Source organism: Gordonia sp. OPL2, from assembly GCF_003797825.1.
In the GTDB taxonomy this organism is placed as follows: domain Bacteria; phylum Actinomycetota; class Actinomycetes; order Mycobacteriales; family Mycobacteriaceae; genus Gordonia.
Map to the genome: position 1 here is coordinate 71,043 of NZ_RKME01000025.1, position 16,314 is coordinate 87,356.

General features: G+C 66.7%; 18 protein-coding genes and 1 rRNA gene. 18 read left to right on the top strand and 1 reads right to left on the bottom strand.

The genetic code is table 11. From position 1 onward, the window contains the following. Positions 1-233: 233 nt before the first annotated feature. From EEB19_RS20480 to EEB19_RS20560, 17 genes are all read left to right on the top strand, one after another. Positions 234-647: a hypothetical protein gene (locus tag EEB19_RS20480; RefSeq protein WP_187589200.1), complete on the top strand. Its 414-nt coding sequence runs from the start codon at positions 234-236 to the stop codon at positions 645-647. Beyond that, positions 644-1,405, top strand: coding sequence for a F0F1 ATP synthase subunit A (gene atpB / locus EEB19_RS20485; protein WP_187589201.1), 762 nt, complete (start codon positions 644-646; stop codon positions 1,403-1,405). The genes EEB19_RS20480 and atpB overlap by 4 nt, the downstream gene beginning before the upstream one ends. Positions 1,406-1,486: 81 nt before the next feature. Continuing rightward, a complete protein-coding gene (locus EEB19_RS20490; RefSeq protein ID WP_187589202.1) occupies positions 1,487-1,747 on the top strand; it encodes a F0F1 ATP synthase subunit C in 261 nt (86 codons plus the stop codon). Positions 1,748-1,793: 46 nt separating this feature from the next. Then, positions 1,794-2,285 (top strand): F0F1 ATP synthase subunit B, encoded by a 492-nt coding sequence (locus EEB19_RS20495; RefSeq protein WP_187589203.1) that lies wholly within the window; start codon positions 1,794-1,796, stop codon positions 2,283-2,285. Continuing rightward, positions 2,286-3,638 (top strand): F0F1 ATP synthase subunit B/delta, encoded by a 1,353-nt coding sequence (locus tag EEB19_RS20500; RefSeq protein ID WP_187589204.1) that lies wholly within the window; start codon positions 2,286-2,288, stop codon positions 3,636-3,638. 67 nt (positions 3,639-3,705) lie between these two features. Continuing rightward, on the top strand, positions 3,706-5,337 hold the full coding sequence (gene atpA / locus EEB19_RS20505; protein WP_187589205.1) for a F0F1 ATP synthase subunit alpha: 1,632 nt from the start codon (positions 3,706-3,708) through the stop codon (positions 5,335-5,337). Between the two features lie 42 nt (positions 5,338-5,379). Then, entirely contained in the window at positions 5,380-6,312 is a 933-nt protein-coding gene (locus EEB19_RS20510) for a F0F1 ATP synthase subunit gamma (RefSeq protein WP_187589206.1), read from the top strand. A 34-nt stretch (positions 6,313-6,346) separates the two neighbouring features. Next, the gene (gene atpD / locus EEB19_RS20515) at positions 6,347-7,795 is read left to right on the top strand and encodes a F0F1 ATP synthase subunit beta (protein ID WP_187589207.1); all 1,449 of its coding nucleotides are present in this window, start codon (positions 6,347-6,349) and stop codon (positions 7,793-7,795) included. A 9-nt stretch (positions 7,796-7,804) separates the two neighbouring features. Continuing rightward, the gene (locus EEB19_RS20520; RefSeq protein WP_187589208.1) at positions 7,805-8,185 is read left to right on the top strand and encodes a F0F1 ATP synthase subunit epsilon; all 381 of its coding nucleotides are present in this window, start codon (positions 7,805-7,807) and stop codon (positions 8,183-8,185) included. A 129-nt stretch (positions 8,186-8,314) separates the two neighbouring features. Further along, the gene (locus EEB19_RS20525) at positions 8,315-8,758 is read left to right on the top strand and encodes a DUF2550 domain-containing protein (RefSeq protein ID WP_187589209.1); all 444 of its coding nucleotides are present in this window, start codon (positions 8,315-8,317) and stop codon (positions 8,756-8,758) included. Between the two features lie 50 nt (positions 8,759-8,808). After that, positions 8,809-9,456: a cob(I)yrinic acid a,c-diamide adenosyltransferase gene (locus tag EEB19_RS20530; RefSeq protein WP_187589210.1), complete on the top strand. Its 648-nt coding sequence runs from the start codon at positions 8,809-8,811 to the stop codon at positions 9,454-9,456. 9 nt (positions 9,457-9,465) lie between these two features. Next, positions 9,466-10,722 (top strand): UDP-N-acetylglucosamine 1-carboxyvinyltransferase, encoded by a 1,257-nt coding sequence (murA, locus tag EEB19_RS20535; protein ID WP_187589211.1) that lies wholly within the window; start codon positions 9,466-9,468, stop codon positions 10,720-10,722. Positions 10,723-10,725: 3 nt separating this feature from the next. Beyond that, positions 10,726-11,076, top strand: a complete 351-nt coding sequence (locus EEB19_RS20540) for a helix-turn-helix transcriptional regulator (RefSeq protein WP_187589212.1) — start codon at positions 10,726-10,728, stop codon at positions 11,074-11,076. After that, a complete protein-coding gene (locus EEB19_RS20545; protein ID WP_187589213.1) occupies positions 11,073-11,234 on the top strand; it encodes a hypothetical protein in 162 nt (53 codons plus the stop codon). The genes EEB19_RS20540 and EEB19_RS20545 overlap by 4 nt, the downstream gene beginning before the upstream one ends. Before the next feature lie 116 nt (positions 11,235-11,350). Next, on the top strand, positions 11,351-12,511 hold the full coding sequence (locus tag EEB19_RS20550) for an iron-containing alcohol dehydrogenase (RefSeq protein WP_187589223.1): 1,161 nt from the start codon (positions 11,351-11,353) through the stop codon (positions 12,509-12,511). Next, positions 12,511-13,965 (top strand): sensor histidine kinase, encoded by a 1,455-nt coding sequence (locus tag EEB19_RS20555; RefSeq protein ID WP_262365814.1) that lies wholly within the window; start codon positions 12,511-12,513, stop codon positions 13,963-13,965. Before EEB19_RS20550 ends, EEB19_RS20555 begins: the two co-directional genes overlap by 1 nt. Then, a complete protein-coding gene (locus EEB19_RS20560) occupies positions 13,962-14,615 on the top strand; it encodes a response regulator transcription factor (protein ID WP_187589214.1) in 654 nt (217 codons plus the stop codon). The genes EEB19_RS20555 and EEB19_RS20560 overlap by 4 nt, the downstream gene beginning before the upstream one ends. Here the strand turns inward: EEB19_RS20560 and mftM are convergent. After that, complete coding sequence (gene mftM / locus EEB19_RS20565) at positions 14,585-15,463, bottom strand: mycofactocin oligosaccharide methyltransferase MftM (protein WP_187589215.1); 879 nt, start codon at positions 15,461-15,463, stop codon at positions 14,585-14,587. The two genes, EEB19_RS20560 and mftM, sit on opposite strands and share 31 nt — an antisense overlap. A gap of 726 nt (positions 15,464-16,189) precedes the next feature. On the opposite strand from mftM, the gene EEB19_RS20570 reads away from it, so the two are divergent. Further along, positions 16,190-16,314: ribosomal RNA gene (locus EEB19_RS20570) — 16S ribosomal RNA — on the top strand; the annotation flags it as partial.

Sequence of the window (16,314 nt, forward strand, 5' to 3'; positions counted from 1 at the left end):
GTAGTAGGTCGACGTCGGCACGAACGCGAACCGTCCGGCACTTTCGGCGGCGTGTCTCGCACCGCATCGACGATCAGCCTGCCCCGCAGTGCGAGTCACCCCCTGGTGAATGCGCCGACGGGTGTTGGTAGTGTCACAGAAAATGCGAGCTTACGTCCGGTGATGCCAGTCGCCGATCGCACGCTCGATGGCCTGTGCCCTGTGGCAACAGGGCCGAACTCGAGGAGAGGCGAATGACCACATCTGCCCCTGACTCGACGTCGTACTATCCCGCGGCACCGACCGGGCTCCTGCGTCCGGGGATCATCGCCGCGGTGGCGACGATCGTGGTGCTCGTCGTCGCGATCCTGGTGGGCCACATCTGGTTCGCCGCATTCTTCCTCGCCGGCGTGGTGTTGGTGTTCATCAACACGAAGCTGGTCATCCGTGCCGTCGACAATGTCGCCACCGCGGAGAACCCTCGCAAGAAACTGCTCGCTCTCAATTCGGCATACCGCCTCGGGGCCATCACGGTCCTCGCACTGGTGGCGGCCTTCCTGGTCCGGCCCGACGGGCTGGGCGCGATGTTCGGACTCGCCGTCGGCCAGGTGATCCTGGTGCTCAACACGGTGATTCCGGTGATGAAAGGACTTCGTAAGCAGCTATGACCGCAACGTCTTACCTGGCCGAGTCGGAGTCGGCGATCGAGGTCGGCCACCACACCGAGGTCGAGTGGTTCGGCATGACCGTCAACATCGACACGGTCATCGGCAGTTCCGTGGCGGCGGTCATCGTCATCGGGCTCGCATTCTTCGTGCGCTTCAAGATGACGTCGAACAAGCCCAACAACGTGCAGCTGTACTTCGAGGTCCTCACGGTCCAGATGCGCAGCCAGATCGAGGGCGCGATCGGCATGAGGATCGCCGGCTTCGTGCTCCCGCTGGCGGTGACGCTCTTCACCTACATCCTCATCGCGAACTGGCTGTCGATCATCCCGGCCCAGTACGGCACAGCCGAGGGCGGCGCGCATGAGTGGATCAAGCCGCCGGCCAGCGACGTGAACTTCGTCTACGCCCTCGCGCTCTTCGTGTTCGTCTGGTATCACGCCGCCGGCGTGAAGCGCCGCGGCATCATCGGCCACCCGGTGAAGCTGGTCAAGGGCCACTCGGTCGCCATCGCCCCGGTGAACATCATCGAGGAGATCGCCAAGCCCGTCTCGCTCTCCCTCCGTCTTTTCGGCAACATGTTCGCCGGCGGCATCATGGTCGCGCTGATCGCGCTGATGCCCGTCTACGTCATGTGGGCGCCGAACGCTCTGTGGAAGTCCTTCGACCTCTTCGTCGGTTTGATCCAGGCCTTCATCTTCGCGCTGTTGACGATCCTGTACTTCAGCCAGGCGATGGAACTGGACGAAGACCACCACTAGTACGACCCCGGCCGGCACCTGCCGCGCCGGAACAAAGACCTGGCACCGCAGTGTCAGTTTCACCCGAAAGGAAAGTTCTCAATGGATCCCAATCTGATTGGTCTGGGTGCGTTGATCGGTGGCGGCCTCATCATGGGTGGCGGCGCGATCGGTGCCGGTATCGGTGACGGTCTGGCCGGCGCTCAGTTGATCGCGGGTATCGCACGGCAGCCGGAGGCACAGGGTCGCCTCTTCACCCCGTTCTTCATCACCGTCGGTCTGGTCGAGGCGGCGTACTTCATCAACCTGGCGTTCATGGCGCTCTTCGTCTTCGCCACCCCGATCTCCGGCCAGACTTCCTGATCTCGGTCGCTGACCGGGTCCCAAGGATCAAGGGAACATCCGCAACATGAACCTCGCCGCAGAAAACTTCCTCATCCCCAATGGCACGTTCTTCGTGTGCCTGGTCATCTTCGTCATCGTCTTCCTCGTGATCCGGACGATGGTCGTGCCGCCGATCCTCAAGGTGCTCGACGACCGTGATGCCATGGTCGCGAAGACGGCCGAGGACAACCGGGCCGCTGCGGCGAGCTACGAGGATGCCGACACCGAATACCGGGCCGCGCTCAAGGATGCCCGGGCCGACGCCACCGGTATTCGGGACCAGGCACGTGCGGAGGGCAACGAGCAGTTGTCCGACGCCAAGAAGCGTGCGACGGATGAGGCGGACGCCGCGATCGCCAAGACCTCCGAGCAGTTGAAAGCGGAGGGTGAGCAGGCGGCGGCGACCGCACGACAGGACGTCGATCATCTGTCGTCCGTGCTCGCGAGCCGTGTGCTGGGAACCGATGTGTCGTCAGGTCAGGCTGCCGCATACGAGTCGACAGGAACGGTGAAGTAAGTGGACATCGTCATTGGGAACCTCATCGGGTTCGCACTCATCATCTTCCTGTTCTGGAAGTATGTGCGTCCCGTGCTGTCGAAGGCGACCACGGCGCAGAAGGAGACCATCGCGCAGCACGTCGCCGAGAGCGAGGCCGCCAAGGCCCGCGTCAGCGATGCGCAGGCGGCCCACGAACGTGCCCTCGCCGAGGCCAAGGCCGAGGCGGAGGAACTGCACAAGGGTGCGCTGAAGGATGCCGACGGCATCGCTGCCGACCTCAAGGCCCAGGCCGACTCCGAGGTCAGGCGCATCAGCGAGCACGGCAAGTCGCAGGCGGAACTGAACCGCGCGACGTTGGTGCGCTCGCTGCGCAACGACCTCGGGCTCACCGCGGTCGACGGCGCCGGCAAGATCGTCCGGCAACACCTCGAGGACCCGAAGGCACAGTCGGACAGCGTCGACCGGGTCATCGACGAACTCGAGTCCATGGCGGCCGGTGGACCGTCAGCCGACCGGATCGCCCACAGTGCGGATCTGATCGGCCTGCACTCGATGCGCGCCACCAGTCGGGATGCCGCGCGCGCCGTCGCCGGGGAGTTCGATTCGGCGGCAAAGGATCTCGATGGTGCGGCGCTGACCAAGGCGTCGGTCGAGCTGACCGAGGTGATCTCGCTCATCGACGGCAACCCGGTGTTGCGCAAGCGCCTCACCGAGGACGAGGACAACACCGACGGCCAAGTGAAACTGGTCACCAACCTCTTCGAGGGGAAGGTGGCGCAGATCGTCGTCGACATCCTGGTCGCGGCGGTCAAGCAGCGCTGGTCGGCCACCGTCGACTTCACCGCGGCTCTGCGACGTCAGAACGCGCTGGTCGTGCTGGCCGCGGCCGAACGTGACGGGACCATCGAACAGGTCGAGAGCGAGCTCTTCGGCGTGGCACGCCTGCTCGAGCAGAACCCGCAGCTGTCCTCGCTGCTCTCGGACTACTCCCACGACAGCGGCAAGCGAGTCGAGCTGCTGAGGTCACTGGTGGGGGACAAGGTCGGCGAACACGCCTGGTACCTGCTGTCGCACACCCTCGTGCTGCTGCACGGCCAGCCGGCCGACGTGGCCTTCGACCACCTGGCCGAACTGGCGGCCGCGCGCCGCGGCGAGTCCGTCGCGCACGTGATCTCCGCGGCACCGATCAGCGATGCGCAGTCGGCGCGGCTGGCCTCGGTGCTCGGGACCATCTACGGCCGCACCATCTCCGTGCAGACCGAGATCGACCCCGAACTGCTCGGTGGTCTCCGCATCTCGGTCGGCGACGAGGTGATCGAGGCCGACGTCGCCACCCGCTTGGCGAAGGCGGCCGAGAGCCTGCCGCGCTGACCCTGACCAACACATCCAGCGAACCAACCAAACCACCAGCCGGACTGAGCAAGGAAGACGAGTACCCATGGCGGAGTTGACGATCTCACCAGACGAGATTAAGGGAGCGATCGAGCAGTATGTCTCGTCGTTCGAAGCCGATGCCTCCCGTGACGAGGTGGGCATCGTCACCGACACATCGGACGGTATCGCCCACGTCAGCGGACTGCCCGGCGCGATGGCCAACGAGCTGCTGCAGTTCGAGGGCGGCGTGCTCGGCGTGGCCCTGAACCTCGACGAGGACGAGATCGGTGCGGTCATCCTCGGTGACTTCGAGTCGCTGGAAGAGGGCCAGCAGGTCAGCCGTACCGGCGAGGTGCTGTCGGTGCCCGTCGGCGACAAGTTCCTCGGTCGCGTCGTCGACCCGCTCGGTGCTCCTATCGACGGCCTCGGCGACATCGAGGCCGACGAACAGCGCGTCCTCGAGCTGCAGGCCGCTTCGGTGCTCGAGCGTCAGCCCGTCGAGGAGTCGCTGGCCACCGGCATCAAGGCCATCGACGCCATGACCGCCATCGGCCGCGGCCAGCGCCAGCTGGTCATCGGCGACCGCAAGACCGGCAAGACCGCCGTCTGCATCGACGCGATCCTCAACCAGAAGGCCAACTGGGATTCGGGTGACCCGGCGAAGCAGGTGCGCTGCATCTACGTCGCCATCGGTCAGAAGGGTTCGACCATCGCGGGCGTCAAGACCGCCCTCGAAGAGGCCGGAGCGATGGAGTACACCACCATCGTCGCGGCCCCCGCGTCGGACTCTGCCGGCTTCAAGTGGCTCGCCCCCTACACCGGTTCGGCCATCGGCCAGCACTGGATGTACCAGGGCAAGCACGTCCTCATCGTGTTCGACGACCTGACCAAGCAGGCCGAGGCCTACCGCGCGATCTCGCTCCTGCTGCGTCGTCCGCCGGGTCGCGAGGCGTACCCGGGTGACGTCTTCTACCTGCACTCACGTCTTCTGGAGCGTTGCGCCAAGCTCTCCGACGAGATGGGTGGCGGTTCGATGACCGGCCTGCCGATCATCGAGACGAAGGCCAACGACGTCTCGGCGTTCATCCCGACCAACGTCATCTCGATCACCGACGGTCAGGTGTTCCTGGAGTCGGACCTGTTCAACAAGGGTGTCCGCCCGGCCATCAACGTCGGTACGTCGGTCTCGCGCGTCGGTGGCGCCGCCCAGACCAAGGGCCTCAAGAAGGTGTCCGGTTCGCTGCGTCTGGAGCTGGCACAGTTCCGTGAGCTCGAAGCGTTCTCCGCCTTCGCGTCCGACCTCGACGACGCCTCCAAGGCGCAGCTCGAGCGCGGTGCCCGCTGGGTCGAGATGCTCAAGCAGGACCAGTACAGCCCCTTCTCGGTGGAGGACGAGATCGTGTCGATCTACCTCTGCGGTGAGGGACACTACGACTCGGTCCCGGTCGACGACGTCCGCAACTTCGAGACGCAGCTGCTGAGCCACCTGCACCACGAGGCCAAGGGTGTCTACGACTCCATCGCCGGCGGCAAGGCGCTCGCCGACGACCAGGCCGAGGCGCTCGTTGCGGAGACCAACAAGTTCAAGAACAGCTACCTGACCCACGACGGCAAGCGCGTGGTCAACGAGGCCGAGGCGAAGGCCATGGACTCCGAGGACGTCGAGCACGAGCAGATCACGGTTCGCAAGTCGTGATCGCACCGTCCGGCAGTCTCGGAGAGGAAGGGGTGAGGGCTCATGGCCAGCATTCGTGAGCTGCGCTCACGCATCCGGTCGGTGAACTCGACGAAGAAGATCACCAAGGCCCAGGAACTGATCGCGACCTCGCGGATCACCAAGGCGCAGGCGCGTGTCGCCGCGGCGAAGCCGTACGCGCACGAGATGACCGAGGTGCTCTCCGAGCTGGCGAGCAACGCGGGATCACTGGATCACCCGCTGCTCGTCGAGCGGGAGAACCCGAAGCGCGCAGGTGTTCTCGTCGTCACCAGCGACCGCGGCATGTGCGGTGGTTACAACTCGAACGTCCTGCGGGCCACCCGGGAACTGATCTCGTTGCTGCGCGACGAGGGCAAGGAACCGGTGCTGTTCGTCATGGGCCAGAAGGGCGTGGGCTACTTCACGTTCCGCGGCACCGAGATCGCCGATTCGTGGACCGGGTTCTCCCAGGCCCCGGTGTACAGCGACGCCAGCCAGGCCACCGACTTCCTCGTGCAGCTGTTCGAGGCCGGTTCGGGCGAGCAGATCGAGCGGCCGGACGGTGAGGGCTCACTGGAGGGACTCGACGAGCTGCACCTGGTGTACACCCGGTTCGTCAGCATGCTGACCCAGGCCCCCGAGGTCCGTCGGGTCGCCCCGCTGGTCGTGTCCGAGGAGGACGTGGACCAGGACGCCGAGATCCACAAGTCCTCGCGCAACTACTCGTTCGAGCCCGGTCCCGAGACCCTGCTCGAAGCGTTGCTGCCGAAGTACGTGGCCACGCGCGTCTACGCGGCGCTGCTGGACTCCGCGGCATCGGAGTCGGCGGCACGCCGCACCGCGATGAAGGCGGCCACCGACAACGCCGAGGAACTGGCGACGTCGTTGTCCCGCGAGGCCAACCAGCTCCGCCAGGCGCAGATCACCCAGGAGATCAGCGAGATCGTCGGCGGCTCGAGCGCGCTGGCCACCTGACCTATCGACCCAAAGAGGAAGTGACCCCACCACAATGACCGCAGCAGTAACCTCACCCGCGGATGCATCGACGGGCTCGGCCGACGGCCGGGTCGTCCGCATCATCGGCCCCGTCGTCGACGTCGAGTTCCCGCGGGGATCGATCCCAGAACTGTTCAACGCGCTGCACGCCGAGGTCAACCTCGAAGCAGTCGCCAAGACCCTGACGCTCGAGGTCGCGCAGCACCTCGGTGACAACCTGGTCCGCACCATCTCGATGCAGCCGACCGACGGTCTGGTGCGCGGTGCGGCCGTCAGCGACACCGGGAAGTCGATCGTCGTGCCCGTCGGTGACGTGGTCAAGGGTCACGTGTTCAACGCCCTCGGCGACTGCCTCGACAGCCCGGGCCTCGGCCGCGACGGCGAGCAGTGGAGCATCCACCGCAAGCCGCCGGCCTTCGACGAGCTCGAGGGCAAGACCGAGATCCTCGAGACCGGCATCAAGGTCATCGACCTGCTGACCCCGTACGTCAAGGGCGGCAAGATCGGTCTGTTCGGTGGTGCCGGTGTCGGCAAGACCGTGCTGATCCAGGAGATGATCACCCGTATCGCGCGTGAGTTCTCCGGTACGTCGGTGTTCGCCGGTGTCGGCGAGCGCACCCGTGAGGGCACCGACCTCCACCTCGAGATGGAGGAGATGGGCGTTCTGCAGGACACCGCCTTGGTGTTCGGTCAGATGGACGAGCCGCCGGGCACGCGTATGCGCGTGGCACTGTCGGCGCTGACCATGGCGGAGTACTTCCGCGATGTGAAGCACCAGGACGTGCTGCTGTTCATCGACAACATCTTCCGGTTCACCCAGGCCGGCTCGGAGGTCTCCACGCTGCTCGGCCGTATGCCGTCCGCGGTGGGCTACCAGCCGACCCTGGCCGACGAGATGGGCGAGCTGCAGGAGCGGATCACCTCGACCAAGGGTCGTTCGATCACGTCGCTGCAGGCCATCTACGTGCCCGCCGACGACTACACCGACCCGGCGCCGGCCACGACCTTCGCCCACCTCGACGCGACCACCGAGCTCTCGCGCCCGATCTCGCAGCTGGGTATCTACCCGGCCGTGGACCCGCTGACCTCGACCTCGCGCATCCTGGAGGCCTCGATCGTCGGTGACGAGCACTTCCGTGTCGCCAACGAGGTGAAGCGAATCCTGCAGAAGTACAAGGAACTCCAGGACATCATCGCCATCCTCGGTATGGACGAGCTGTCCGAAGAGGACAAGGTGACGGTGCAGCGCGCCCGCCGTATCCAGAAGTTCCTGGGCCAGAACTTCCTCGTCGCCGAGAAGTTCACCGGTCAGAAGGGTTCGGTCGTGCCGCTCGCCGACACCATCGAGGCCTTCGACCGCGTCTGCAAGGGCGAGTTCGACCACCTGCCCGAGCAGGCGTTCAACAGCTGCGGTGGACTCGACGACGTGGAGGCCGCCGCCGCCAAGATCGCCGGAAAGTAGCGGAACGCCATGGCTGACAAGTCCTTTCACGTCGAGGTCGTCGCAGCGGATGAGAAGTTGTACTCGGGTGAGGCCACCTTCGTCATCGCGCAGACCACCTCCGGTGAACTCGGCGTGCTGGCCAACCACGAGCCGTTGCTGGGACAGCTCGTCCCGGGTGGCTTCGTGGTGATCGACGAGGAGGGCGGCAAGCGTCTGTCTGCCGCGGTACAGGGCGGATTCCTGTCCGTCACCGGTGAATCGGTGACGATCCTCGCCGAGTCCGCACAGTGGGCCGACGAGATCGACGCGTCCGCGGAACGGTCGGCCCTCGAGGCCGCCGAGCCCGGCAGCGACGATTACAACCGTGCCCACTCGCGGCTGGCAGCGGCCGAACACGCCGCCAAGTAATCCCTGATCGGCAACGGCCGGTCATCGCACCACGGTGCGGTGACCGGCCGTCGTCGTATCTCTGGCATGCTGGACACAGGACGGTCGCCAACAGCCCATATGCGCGGCCGGTCCGGGGAGGTACACCTGGTGTCGACTGTTGCGGTCTTGCTCGCCATCCTGCTGATCGTGGCGATCATCGTCTGCGCGCTCCTGGCCTATCGACTGGGTCAGCTGCGTCGGATGGGGACGCCGGTCCTGTTGCGCGAGTTGCCCGCAGCCGAGGACGAGGGGTGGCGGCACGGGACCGTGCATTACAGCGACGACGCCCTGCGCTACTTCCGTCTGACAGCGCTTCGACCCGGCCCGACCCGCACTCTGGCGCGTCAGTCGATCGAGATCACCGGGCGTCGACGACCCTTCGGTACGGAGGCCGACATCCTCGAGGGCATGATCATCCTCGAACTCGCGCCCGGGGCCGACGCCGATGGGCGCGCCTTCGAGGTGGCGATGGCACCGGGAGCGGTGACCGCATTCCAGTCGTGGCTCGAGTCACGTCAGTCCAACCGCTCCCAGCGGCGCCGCAGCGCCTGAGGACCGCCACCGAGCGGCCCGGCGTGTTCCGCGGGCAGTAGATTCGGGTCATGGCAGTACATCTGACGCGGATCTACACGCGCACGGGCGACGACGGCACCACCGGCCTCAGCGACTTCTCCCGGGTGCCGAAGACCGACGTCCGGGTCGGCGCCTATGCCGACTGCGACGAGGCGAACGCGGTGATCGGCATGGCACTGGCTCTGGGAGACGACGTCCCCGAGGACATCGCCGAGGTGCTGGCGACGGTGCAGAACGATCTCTTCGACGCCGGCGCCGACCTCGCGACTCCCGTCGTGGAGAACCCCGAGTACCCGCCGCTACGGATCGAACAGGATTACATCGACGCCCTCGAGACGTGGTGCGATCGCTTCGGCGAGGATCTCCCGGCGCTCGACTCGTTCATCCTGTCCGGCGGGAGCCGGCTGAGTGCGCTGCTGCACCACGCCCGGACGGTGACCCGCCGAGCCGAACGGTCGGCCTGGTCTGCGGTCGATGCCGACCCGGCGCACACGAGTGTGCTGCCGGCGCGGTATCTGAACCGCCTGTCGGATCTGCTGTTCATCCTCTCCCGCGTGGCCAATCGGCCACCGCACGGTGCCGGTGACGTGAAGTGGATACCCGGAGGCGACCGACCCCGCCCGGCAGCACCCGAGCGTGGGCCCGGCGCACGCCGGGGTGCTCGGGCGGACGGCTAAGGTGACAGCGTGAGTGATCGCTTTCTGGTCTCCGGGGGAGCCCGCCTGTCCGGCGAGGTGTCCGTGGGGGGCGCCAAGAACAGCGTGCTGAAGCTGATGGCGGCGGCACTGCTGGCCGAGGGCACCACCACGTTGACGAACTCACCCGAGATCGCCGACGTCCCGTTGATGGCCGATGTGCTGCGCGGCCTCGGTGCGGTGGTCTCCATCGACGGCGACACGGTCGAGATCGAGGCCCCGGCGGAGCCGAAGTACCACGCCGACTTCGACGCGGTGAAGCAGTTCCGTGCATCGGTGTGTGTGTTGGGTCCGTTGATGGCGCGATGCAGGCGTGCGGTTGTCGCGCTGCCCGGTGGCGACGCGATCGGGTCACGGCCGCTGGACATGCACCAGGCCGGGCTGCGTGCGCTCGGTGCGCACAGCTCCATCGAGCACGGTTGTGTCGTGGCCGAGGCGGATGCGCTGATCGGTGCGCCGGTCGCGCTCGAGTTCCCGTCGGTCGGCGCCACCGAGAACATCTTGATGGCCGCGGTCCTGGCCGAGGGCGTCACCACCATCGACAACGCCGCCCGCGAACCGGAGATCGTCGACCTGTGCGTGATGCTCGCGCAGATGGGCGCCCGGATCGAGGGTGCGGGGACGTCGACCCTGACCGTGATCGGCGTCGACCGGCTGCATCCGACCACCCACCGTGTGGTGGGTGACCGCATCGTCGGCGCGACGTGGGGGATCGCCGCGGTGATGACCCGCGGGGACGTGACCGTCCGAGGTGTGCTGCCCGAACACCTGCAGCTCGTGCTCAACAAGCTGGGTGATGCCGGCGCCGAGGTCGACCGGTTCGACGATGGTTTCCGGGTCCGCCAGGATCGCCGGCCGACGGCGATCAACGTGTCGACGCTGCCGTTTCCGGGCTTCCCGACCGATCTCCAACCGATGGCGATCGGCATGGCCGCCATCGCCGACGGGATGTCGGTGATCACCGAGAACGTCTTCGAGGCACGGTTCCGATTCGTCGAGGAGATGGTCCGGCTGGGCGCCGACGCCCGCACGGACGGACATCATGCGGTCCTGCGTGGCATCGACCGGCTCTCGAGCGCACCTGTCTGGTGCTCCGACATCCGGGCCGGGGCGGGGCTGGTCCTCGCCGGACTGGTCGCCGACGGGGTGACCGAGGTCCACGACGTCGAGCACATCGACCGCGGCTACCCGAGGTTCGTGGAGAACCTGCGTACTCTCGGCGGCGAGATCGAGCGGGTCGGCGACTGAGACATGACCGGCCGGCACGAAAGTCACGATCCCGCCGTCGGATCCGGTGGCGCCGACGGCGCGGTGGACATCGAGGAGTGGGCGACACGATTCGATCTGCTGTCCGATCCGCATCGGCTCGAGATCCTGGTCGTGCTGCACCGCAGGCCGGGGATCATCGTCGGTGATCTGGCCACCGCCGTCGGTCGCACCGAAACGGCTGTCTCCCAGGCACTCCGCGTCCTACGGCATCAGGGCTGGGTGAGTTCGACCCGCCTCGGCAGGTCGGTCAGCTACCGGCTGGACGACGACACCGTGCACCAACTCCTGCACTGGATGGGTGCCGGACACTCGGTCGATCAGGACGCCACGTGACTCGTCGGACGGTCCGCGAGAAGATCGGTGGCCGCCGTGCGCGCGCGACCATCTGGAGGACGCCGGAACCCGGCTGCGCGTGGGGTCCCGGCGGCGACCTGCCCGGCCATGCGGCACTGTGCGACCGCGTGTGCGTGGTGCACGATCCGTCCGCGTGAGCGCAGGTGTCGGCGGACGCGTACGGCGCGTGAGGGGCGCCACTCCGCGTAGGATCGCGGCAGACGCAGGGTTGTGGGGCAGGTGAGGTGACGTGCAGACCGGAACGGGCGAGACGATGACCCGTGGCGGCGTGCGCCTGGCGAAGTTCCACACGCCCGAGATCATCATCGGATCGGGATCTCTGGCCGAGGTCCCGCGAGCGGCCTCCGGTCTCGGCGTCCGCCGCCTCATGATCGTGTCGGATCGTCAGCTCATGGCCACCCCGTGGTATCCGGAACTCGCCGATCGGTTGAGATCGTCTGGCCTGCAAGTCTGTTCGTTCACCGGGATCTCGCCCAACCCACGAGCGCCGGAGATCGCGGATGCGCTCGAGCACTACATGGGGGCGCGGTGCGAGGGGATCGTCGCCCTCGGTGGCGGTTCGGTGATCGACGCGGCGAAGGGTGTGGCGATCCTCGCGGCGAACGGCGGCCACATCCTGCAGTACGAGGGGATCGACCGGGCGCGCCGGCCGCTGCCGCCGCTGGTTGCGGCGCCGACCACGGCCGGGAGCGGCTCGGACGTGTCGCAGTTCTGCATCGTCAACGATGTCGATCGACGCACCAAGGTGACGATCATCGGTCGCGGACTGGTCCCCGATGTGTCGGTGATCGACCCCCGTGTCCTGGGCACGCTGCCACCCGAGGTGGTCGCGCAGTCGGGTCTGGACGCCATCACCCACTGCATCGAGGCGTTCGCGTCGGTGGCGCACAGTCGACTGACCGATACCGCCGCGCTCTCCGCGATCGGGACCGCGTGGCGCAGCGTGGAGCGTCTCGTCGACGACCCGTCCGATCCCGACGCCGGGCTGGACATGGCGTATGCAGCGCTCGAGGCAGGAATGGCCTTCACCAACGCGATCCTGGGTGCCACGCATGCGATGAGCCACCCCGTCGGCGGGCTGTGTGACGCCCCGCACGGCGCGATCAACGCGGTCCTGCTGCCACACGTGATCCGGTTCAATGCGGGGGCCGATCCGGAGCCGTACGTCGCACTCGCGCACGCGGTCGGGATGCCCGGAGCCGGGTCGGCGCATGCGACCGCCGATCGGTTCGCGGACGAGGTCGCCGGACTGGCCCGACGCGTCGGGCTGCCGGGCTCTCTGGCACCGCTGGGTGTCCGCCCCGAGCACGTGGCCGTCCTGACGGCCAACGCGATGAACGACGCGTGCATGACCACCAATCCGCGCCAACCGTCGGTCGCCGACGTCGAGCGGACCTACCGCGAGGCGCTGTGATGGGCAGTCGGACGACCCCGCACGACACCGACGTGAACGCCGTCGACCTGGGTGCGGGCAGTCCTTCTGACGACGTCGTCGCGGGTGCCGAGCATCTCGACTCGCTCCTCGGCCTCCACTCGGTCAAAGGCACGCACTACGCCCAGTTCCGGGGCGTCGAACAGCGGCTGACGCGCGTCGTCGGCGCGCTGGACCGCATCTCGAGAGCCCTTGTGCAGACAGCCGAGGGGCCCGAGACCCTGGTGTTGTCCGTCGTGCGTGCGGTGCAGGAGCACCTCGACGCCGAGTGGGTCGTCTTCGCGCTCTGTGACGGGGAACTCGACCGGACGGGTCCGCGTCACCTGATGTTGACCCGCGACGGCACCATCCTCGCCTTCGAGGGTGTGCAGATGGCGCGCACACCCAGTCACCTGCCCGATGAGGTTCTCAACCGACTCAACGACATCCTGCGCAATCAGATGGGTCAGCTCGTGCGCCCGGTCGTCGATGATCATCACCTCCATGTGCCGGTTCATCTCGACGGAGAGGTCGTCGGTGGCCTGTCCGCCTGGACACCGGAGCACAAGGTCGTCGACTCCGCGGACCTCGTCGTGATGCGGATTCTCGCGCGTCAGGCCGCCGTCGCACTGCTCAACGCCGCGCTGCTCCAGGAGAGCCGTCATCAGCTCGAGCGAGCCGAGTCCGCGTACGCCCAGGCCACCGAGCAGGCGGCTGACCTCGCCGCCCGCAACGCCGAACTCTCGCGCACCCAGCGGGAGCTGTCGGCCGCCATGCGCCAGCGGCTCGTCACCGACGAACGGGAACGGATCGCTCGTGAGATCCACGACTCGGTCACCCAATCGGTGTTGTCGGCCGGGATGCAGATCGAGGTCTGCCGGAGGGAGTCCGATGCCCCGACCGCCGAGAGACTGGCGGTGGCCGGCCGGCTGACCCGCGATGCCGTCGATCAGCTGCGTTCGGTCATCTATGCGCTCAACCAGTCGCCGTCGGTCAGCGAATTGAGTCTGGGCGAAGTGCTCGACGGGTTGTGCTCGATGCACATGCCGGCCGACCTGGAGACCGAGGTGCGGGTGAGCGGCCGGGTCCGTGATCTCCCCGACGACGTCCAGCACGCGATCCTGCGTATCGCCGGTGAGGCGCTGTTCAACACCGCTGTCCATGCCGACGCCTCGACGGCCCGCGTCGCACTCGTCTACGGGGAGGACACCATCGCGCTGCGCGTCGACGACGACGGCTGCGGGGATCCGGCCCACATGCGCAAGGTGATGCGTGCCGCGATGTTGGGCGATCTCGCCGGCCGCCACCGCGGGCTCGCCAACATGGCGACACGGACCGCGGAGCTGGGTGGCGCGCTGCGCATCCGACGCTCCCGGCTGGGCGGAGTGCGTATCGCGGTCGAGATCCCGGTGCACGACCGGGCGGCCACGGTCCGAGACACACGAGGAGTGAGATGACCGCACCCGAGACGACGGCCGTGCGCACCATGCTGGTCGACGACCATGCATTGCTCCGCGAGGGCATCCGGTCCCTGCTCGACCGAGAGACCTCGATCTCCGTCGTCGGGGAGGCCGACTCCTACGACGCGGCGCTCGCCGAGGTCGCCCGATGCACTCCGGATGTCGTCGTGGTCGACCTCAAGTTGACCGCGGGCACCGAGTACGAGGGTCTCCGGCTCATCCGCGAGATCACCTCCCGTCACGCGGGCGTCGCGGCGCTGGTCCTCACCACCTTCCTCGACGACGACCTGGTGGTGCGGGCGGTGAAGGCCGGTGCACGTGGATACGTCGTCAAGGACGTGGACACCACGGAGCTGGTCCGTGCGATCCAGGCGGTCTCCGGCGGCGGGAGTGCGTTCGATCCGCGCAGCGCGGCGATCGTCCTACGCACGGTGTCCGGGGAGGGCGATGCCCCAGAGGCCCTGACCGAACGTGAACGGGAGGTCCTTCGTCTACTCGCAGATGGCTTGTCCAACAAAAGGATCGGGCAAACGCTCTACATCTCTGAGTCGACGGTCAAGTTCCACATCCGCAACATCATCCGCAAGCTCGGCGTGACCAAGCGCACGGACGCCGTCTACATCGCCAGCAAGCGCGGCCTGATCTGACCGACGCGCCCATCGGCCTCAGGAGCCGGACGGAGCACAAGCCAGCCGCCGTGATCCTCGAGGAGTTCCGCGCCGGCGTGGTCCACCGCATCGGCCCATCGACGCAGGTGGGATTCGGTGAGGCGCACGCGGTGTCCGAAGTGCTCGCTGGCGTCCTGCTCGTAGGGCACCGCGATGACGACACGTCGTCGTGCCACGCGCAAGGCCTCCGACACCGCACTCATGGCTGCGGTGTCGTCGAGGTGTTCGAGCAGGTGGATCAGGGTCACGGTGTCGACCGAGGAGCCGGAAAACGGCAGGTCGGTGGCATCGCCGCGAACCGCCTCCACCGGAGTGCGCCGTCGTCGCGCGTTCTCGGACAGCAGCGCGACCGCACCGGGGGAGATGTCGCAGGCGGCGACACGACGGCCGTCCTCGGCGCACTGCAGAGCGAAGAACCCGAAGCAGGAGCCCACCTCGAGGACGGAATCGCCGACTATCAGCGATCGCGCCCGCCGATGGACGGGACTGAACGGCGAGCTGCCGGTCCGGAGTTCGTCGAGCGAGTTGTCGTAGAAGGCCGCCCAGGATCTCGCCTCGGTACCTGCGGAGGTGCGGATGATCCCCGTCGCGGCCTCCTCGAATCCGGCCTGACCGATGAGGACGCCCCGTTCGACCAAGGGCAGCAGGCCGGCGATCATCGCCGAGTCGCTGATCGTGGCCTCGTCGAGCGCGTGGACGATCTCGATGCCCTCCGGTGTCCGCCGCCACGCGATGTCGCCACAGACATCGAAACCGCTGGGCACGGTCATCGACCGTCGTACCGCCAAGCGGAGTCCGGGCACGGGCGCATCATCGACAAGAGTCATCTCTTCACCGTAGAAATGGCCGTGGCCTGCGGTAACTGTCCAAGCGGGCGCCCACACTGTCCAAAAGGACGGGCTTCATGGCGCAGATCACACTTGGGTACGGACGTCCCAAACCCGCATTCTCGACGATGTGGGCGACCAGCTCAGTGCCCTGACCTGCAAGAACGCGAGAGGCTGCGCCCGCTGAACAGGCGATTTGACCCTGGCTGCGAACCTGCGTAACTTTCTTCAAGTCAGAGCGACACGGCGCCGCCCCGGACAGCCCCGAGAGGGGAAAACGGGGAAGGGAAACCGGTTCTTGCCTCTGGCCGCCCCCGAGAAAACGACCGGGTCGCATCATGCGCCGGGTCGGAAATCTCGGACTGCCAGACACTCCTGATCGGACTTCGACCGAGAGTTGCGGGCCGCGAAGAGCGTCTGGTAGGCTGGAAGAGTTGCGCCGGAGACGGGCAGCGAATCCAAACAGAACGAAAGCTTGCTGGTGAGCGCCCTGTTTCGGGGTAGTGCCGGTGGGTGTGTGTTCTTTGAGAACTCGATAGTGTGTTGATGAATTGTCTGATGCCATGATTGGCATCGTGTGTCCAAGTTTTTTGGATATGAGATGAATTATTTTGTGGCACCTGCTCTGTGAGTGGGTGTTGCTAGTTTTTGTTTGGTCAGGTTTTTGTCTCTCTGACTGAGATTGTGTTGAAAGGTGCCGGTTTGGCCGGCGTTTTTCGCTAGATTTTCATGGAGAGTTTGATCCTGGCTCAGGACGAACGCTGGCGGCGTGCTTAACACATGCAAGTCGAACGGAAAGGCCCAGCTTGCTGGGTACTCGAGTGGCGAACGGGTGAGTAACACGTGGGTGA

Bases quoted from the DNA above. Each gene is read 5' to 3' on its own strand.
- EEB19_RS20480 (WP_187589200.1), top strand. From the start codon at position 234: ATGACCACATCTGCCCCTGACTCGACGTCGTACTATCCCGCGGCACCG.
- atpB (WP_187589201.1), top strand. From the start codon at position 644: ATGACCGCAACGTCTTACCTGGCCGAGTCGGAGTCGGCGATCGAGGTC.
- EEB19_RS20490 (WP_187589202.1), top strand. From the start codon at position 1,487: ATGGATCCCAATCTGATTGGTCTGGGTGCGTTGATCGGTGGCGGCCTC.
- EEB19_RS20495 (WP_187589203.1), top strand. From the start codon at position 1,794: ATGAACCTCGCCGCAGAAAACTTCCTCATCCCCAATGGCACGTTCTTC.
- atpA (WP_187589205.1), top strand. From the start codon at position 3,706: ATGGCGGAGTTGACGATCTCACCAGACGAGATTAAGGGAGCGATCGAG.
- EEB19_RS20510 (WP_187589206.1), top strand. From the start codon at position 5,380: ATGGCCAGCATTCGTGAGCTGCGCTCACGCATCCGGTCGGTGAACTCG.
- atpD (WP_187589207.1), top strand. From the start codon at position 6,347: ATGACCGCAGCAGTAACCTCACCCGCGGATGCATCGACGGGCTCGGCC.
- EEB19_RS20520 (WP_187589208.1), top strand. From the start codon at position 7,805: ATGGCTGACAAGTCCTTTCACGTCGAGGTCGTCGCAGCGGATGAGAAG.
- EEB19_RS20530 (WP_187589210.1), top strand. From the start codon at position 8,809: ATGGCAGTACATCTGACGCGGATCTACACGCGCACGGGCGACGACGGC.
- EEB19_RS20540 (WP_187589212.1), top strand. From the start codon at position 10,726: ATGACCGGCCGGCACGAAAGTCACGATCCCGCCGTCGGATCCGGTGGC.
- EEB19_RS20550 (WP_187589223.1), top strand. From the start codon at position 11,351: ATGACCCGTGGCGGCGTGCGCCTGGCGAAGTTCCACACGCCCGAGATC.
- EEB19_RS20555 (WP_262365814.1), top strand. From the start codon at position 12,511: ATGGGCAGTCGGACGACCCCGCACGACACCGACGTGAACGCCGTCGAC.
- EEB19_RS20560 (WP_187589214.1), top strand. From the start codon at position 13,962: ATGACCGCACCCGAGACGACGGCCGTGCGCACCATGCTGGTCGACGAC.
- mftM (WP_187589215.1), bottom strand. From the start codon at position 15,463: ATGACTCTTGTCGATGATGCGCCCGTGCCCGGACTCCGCTTGGCGGTA.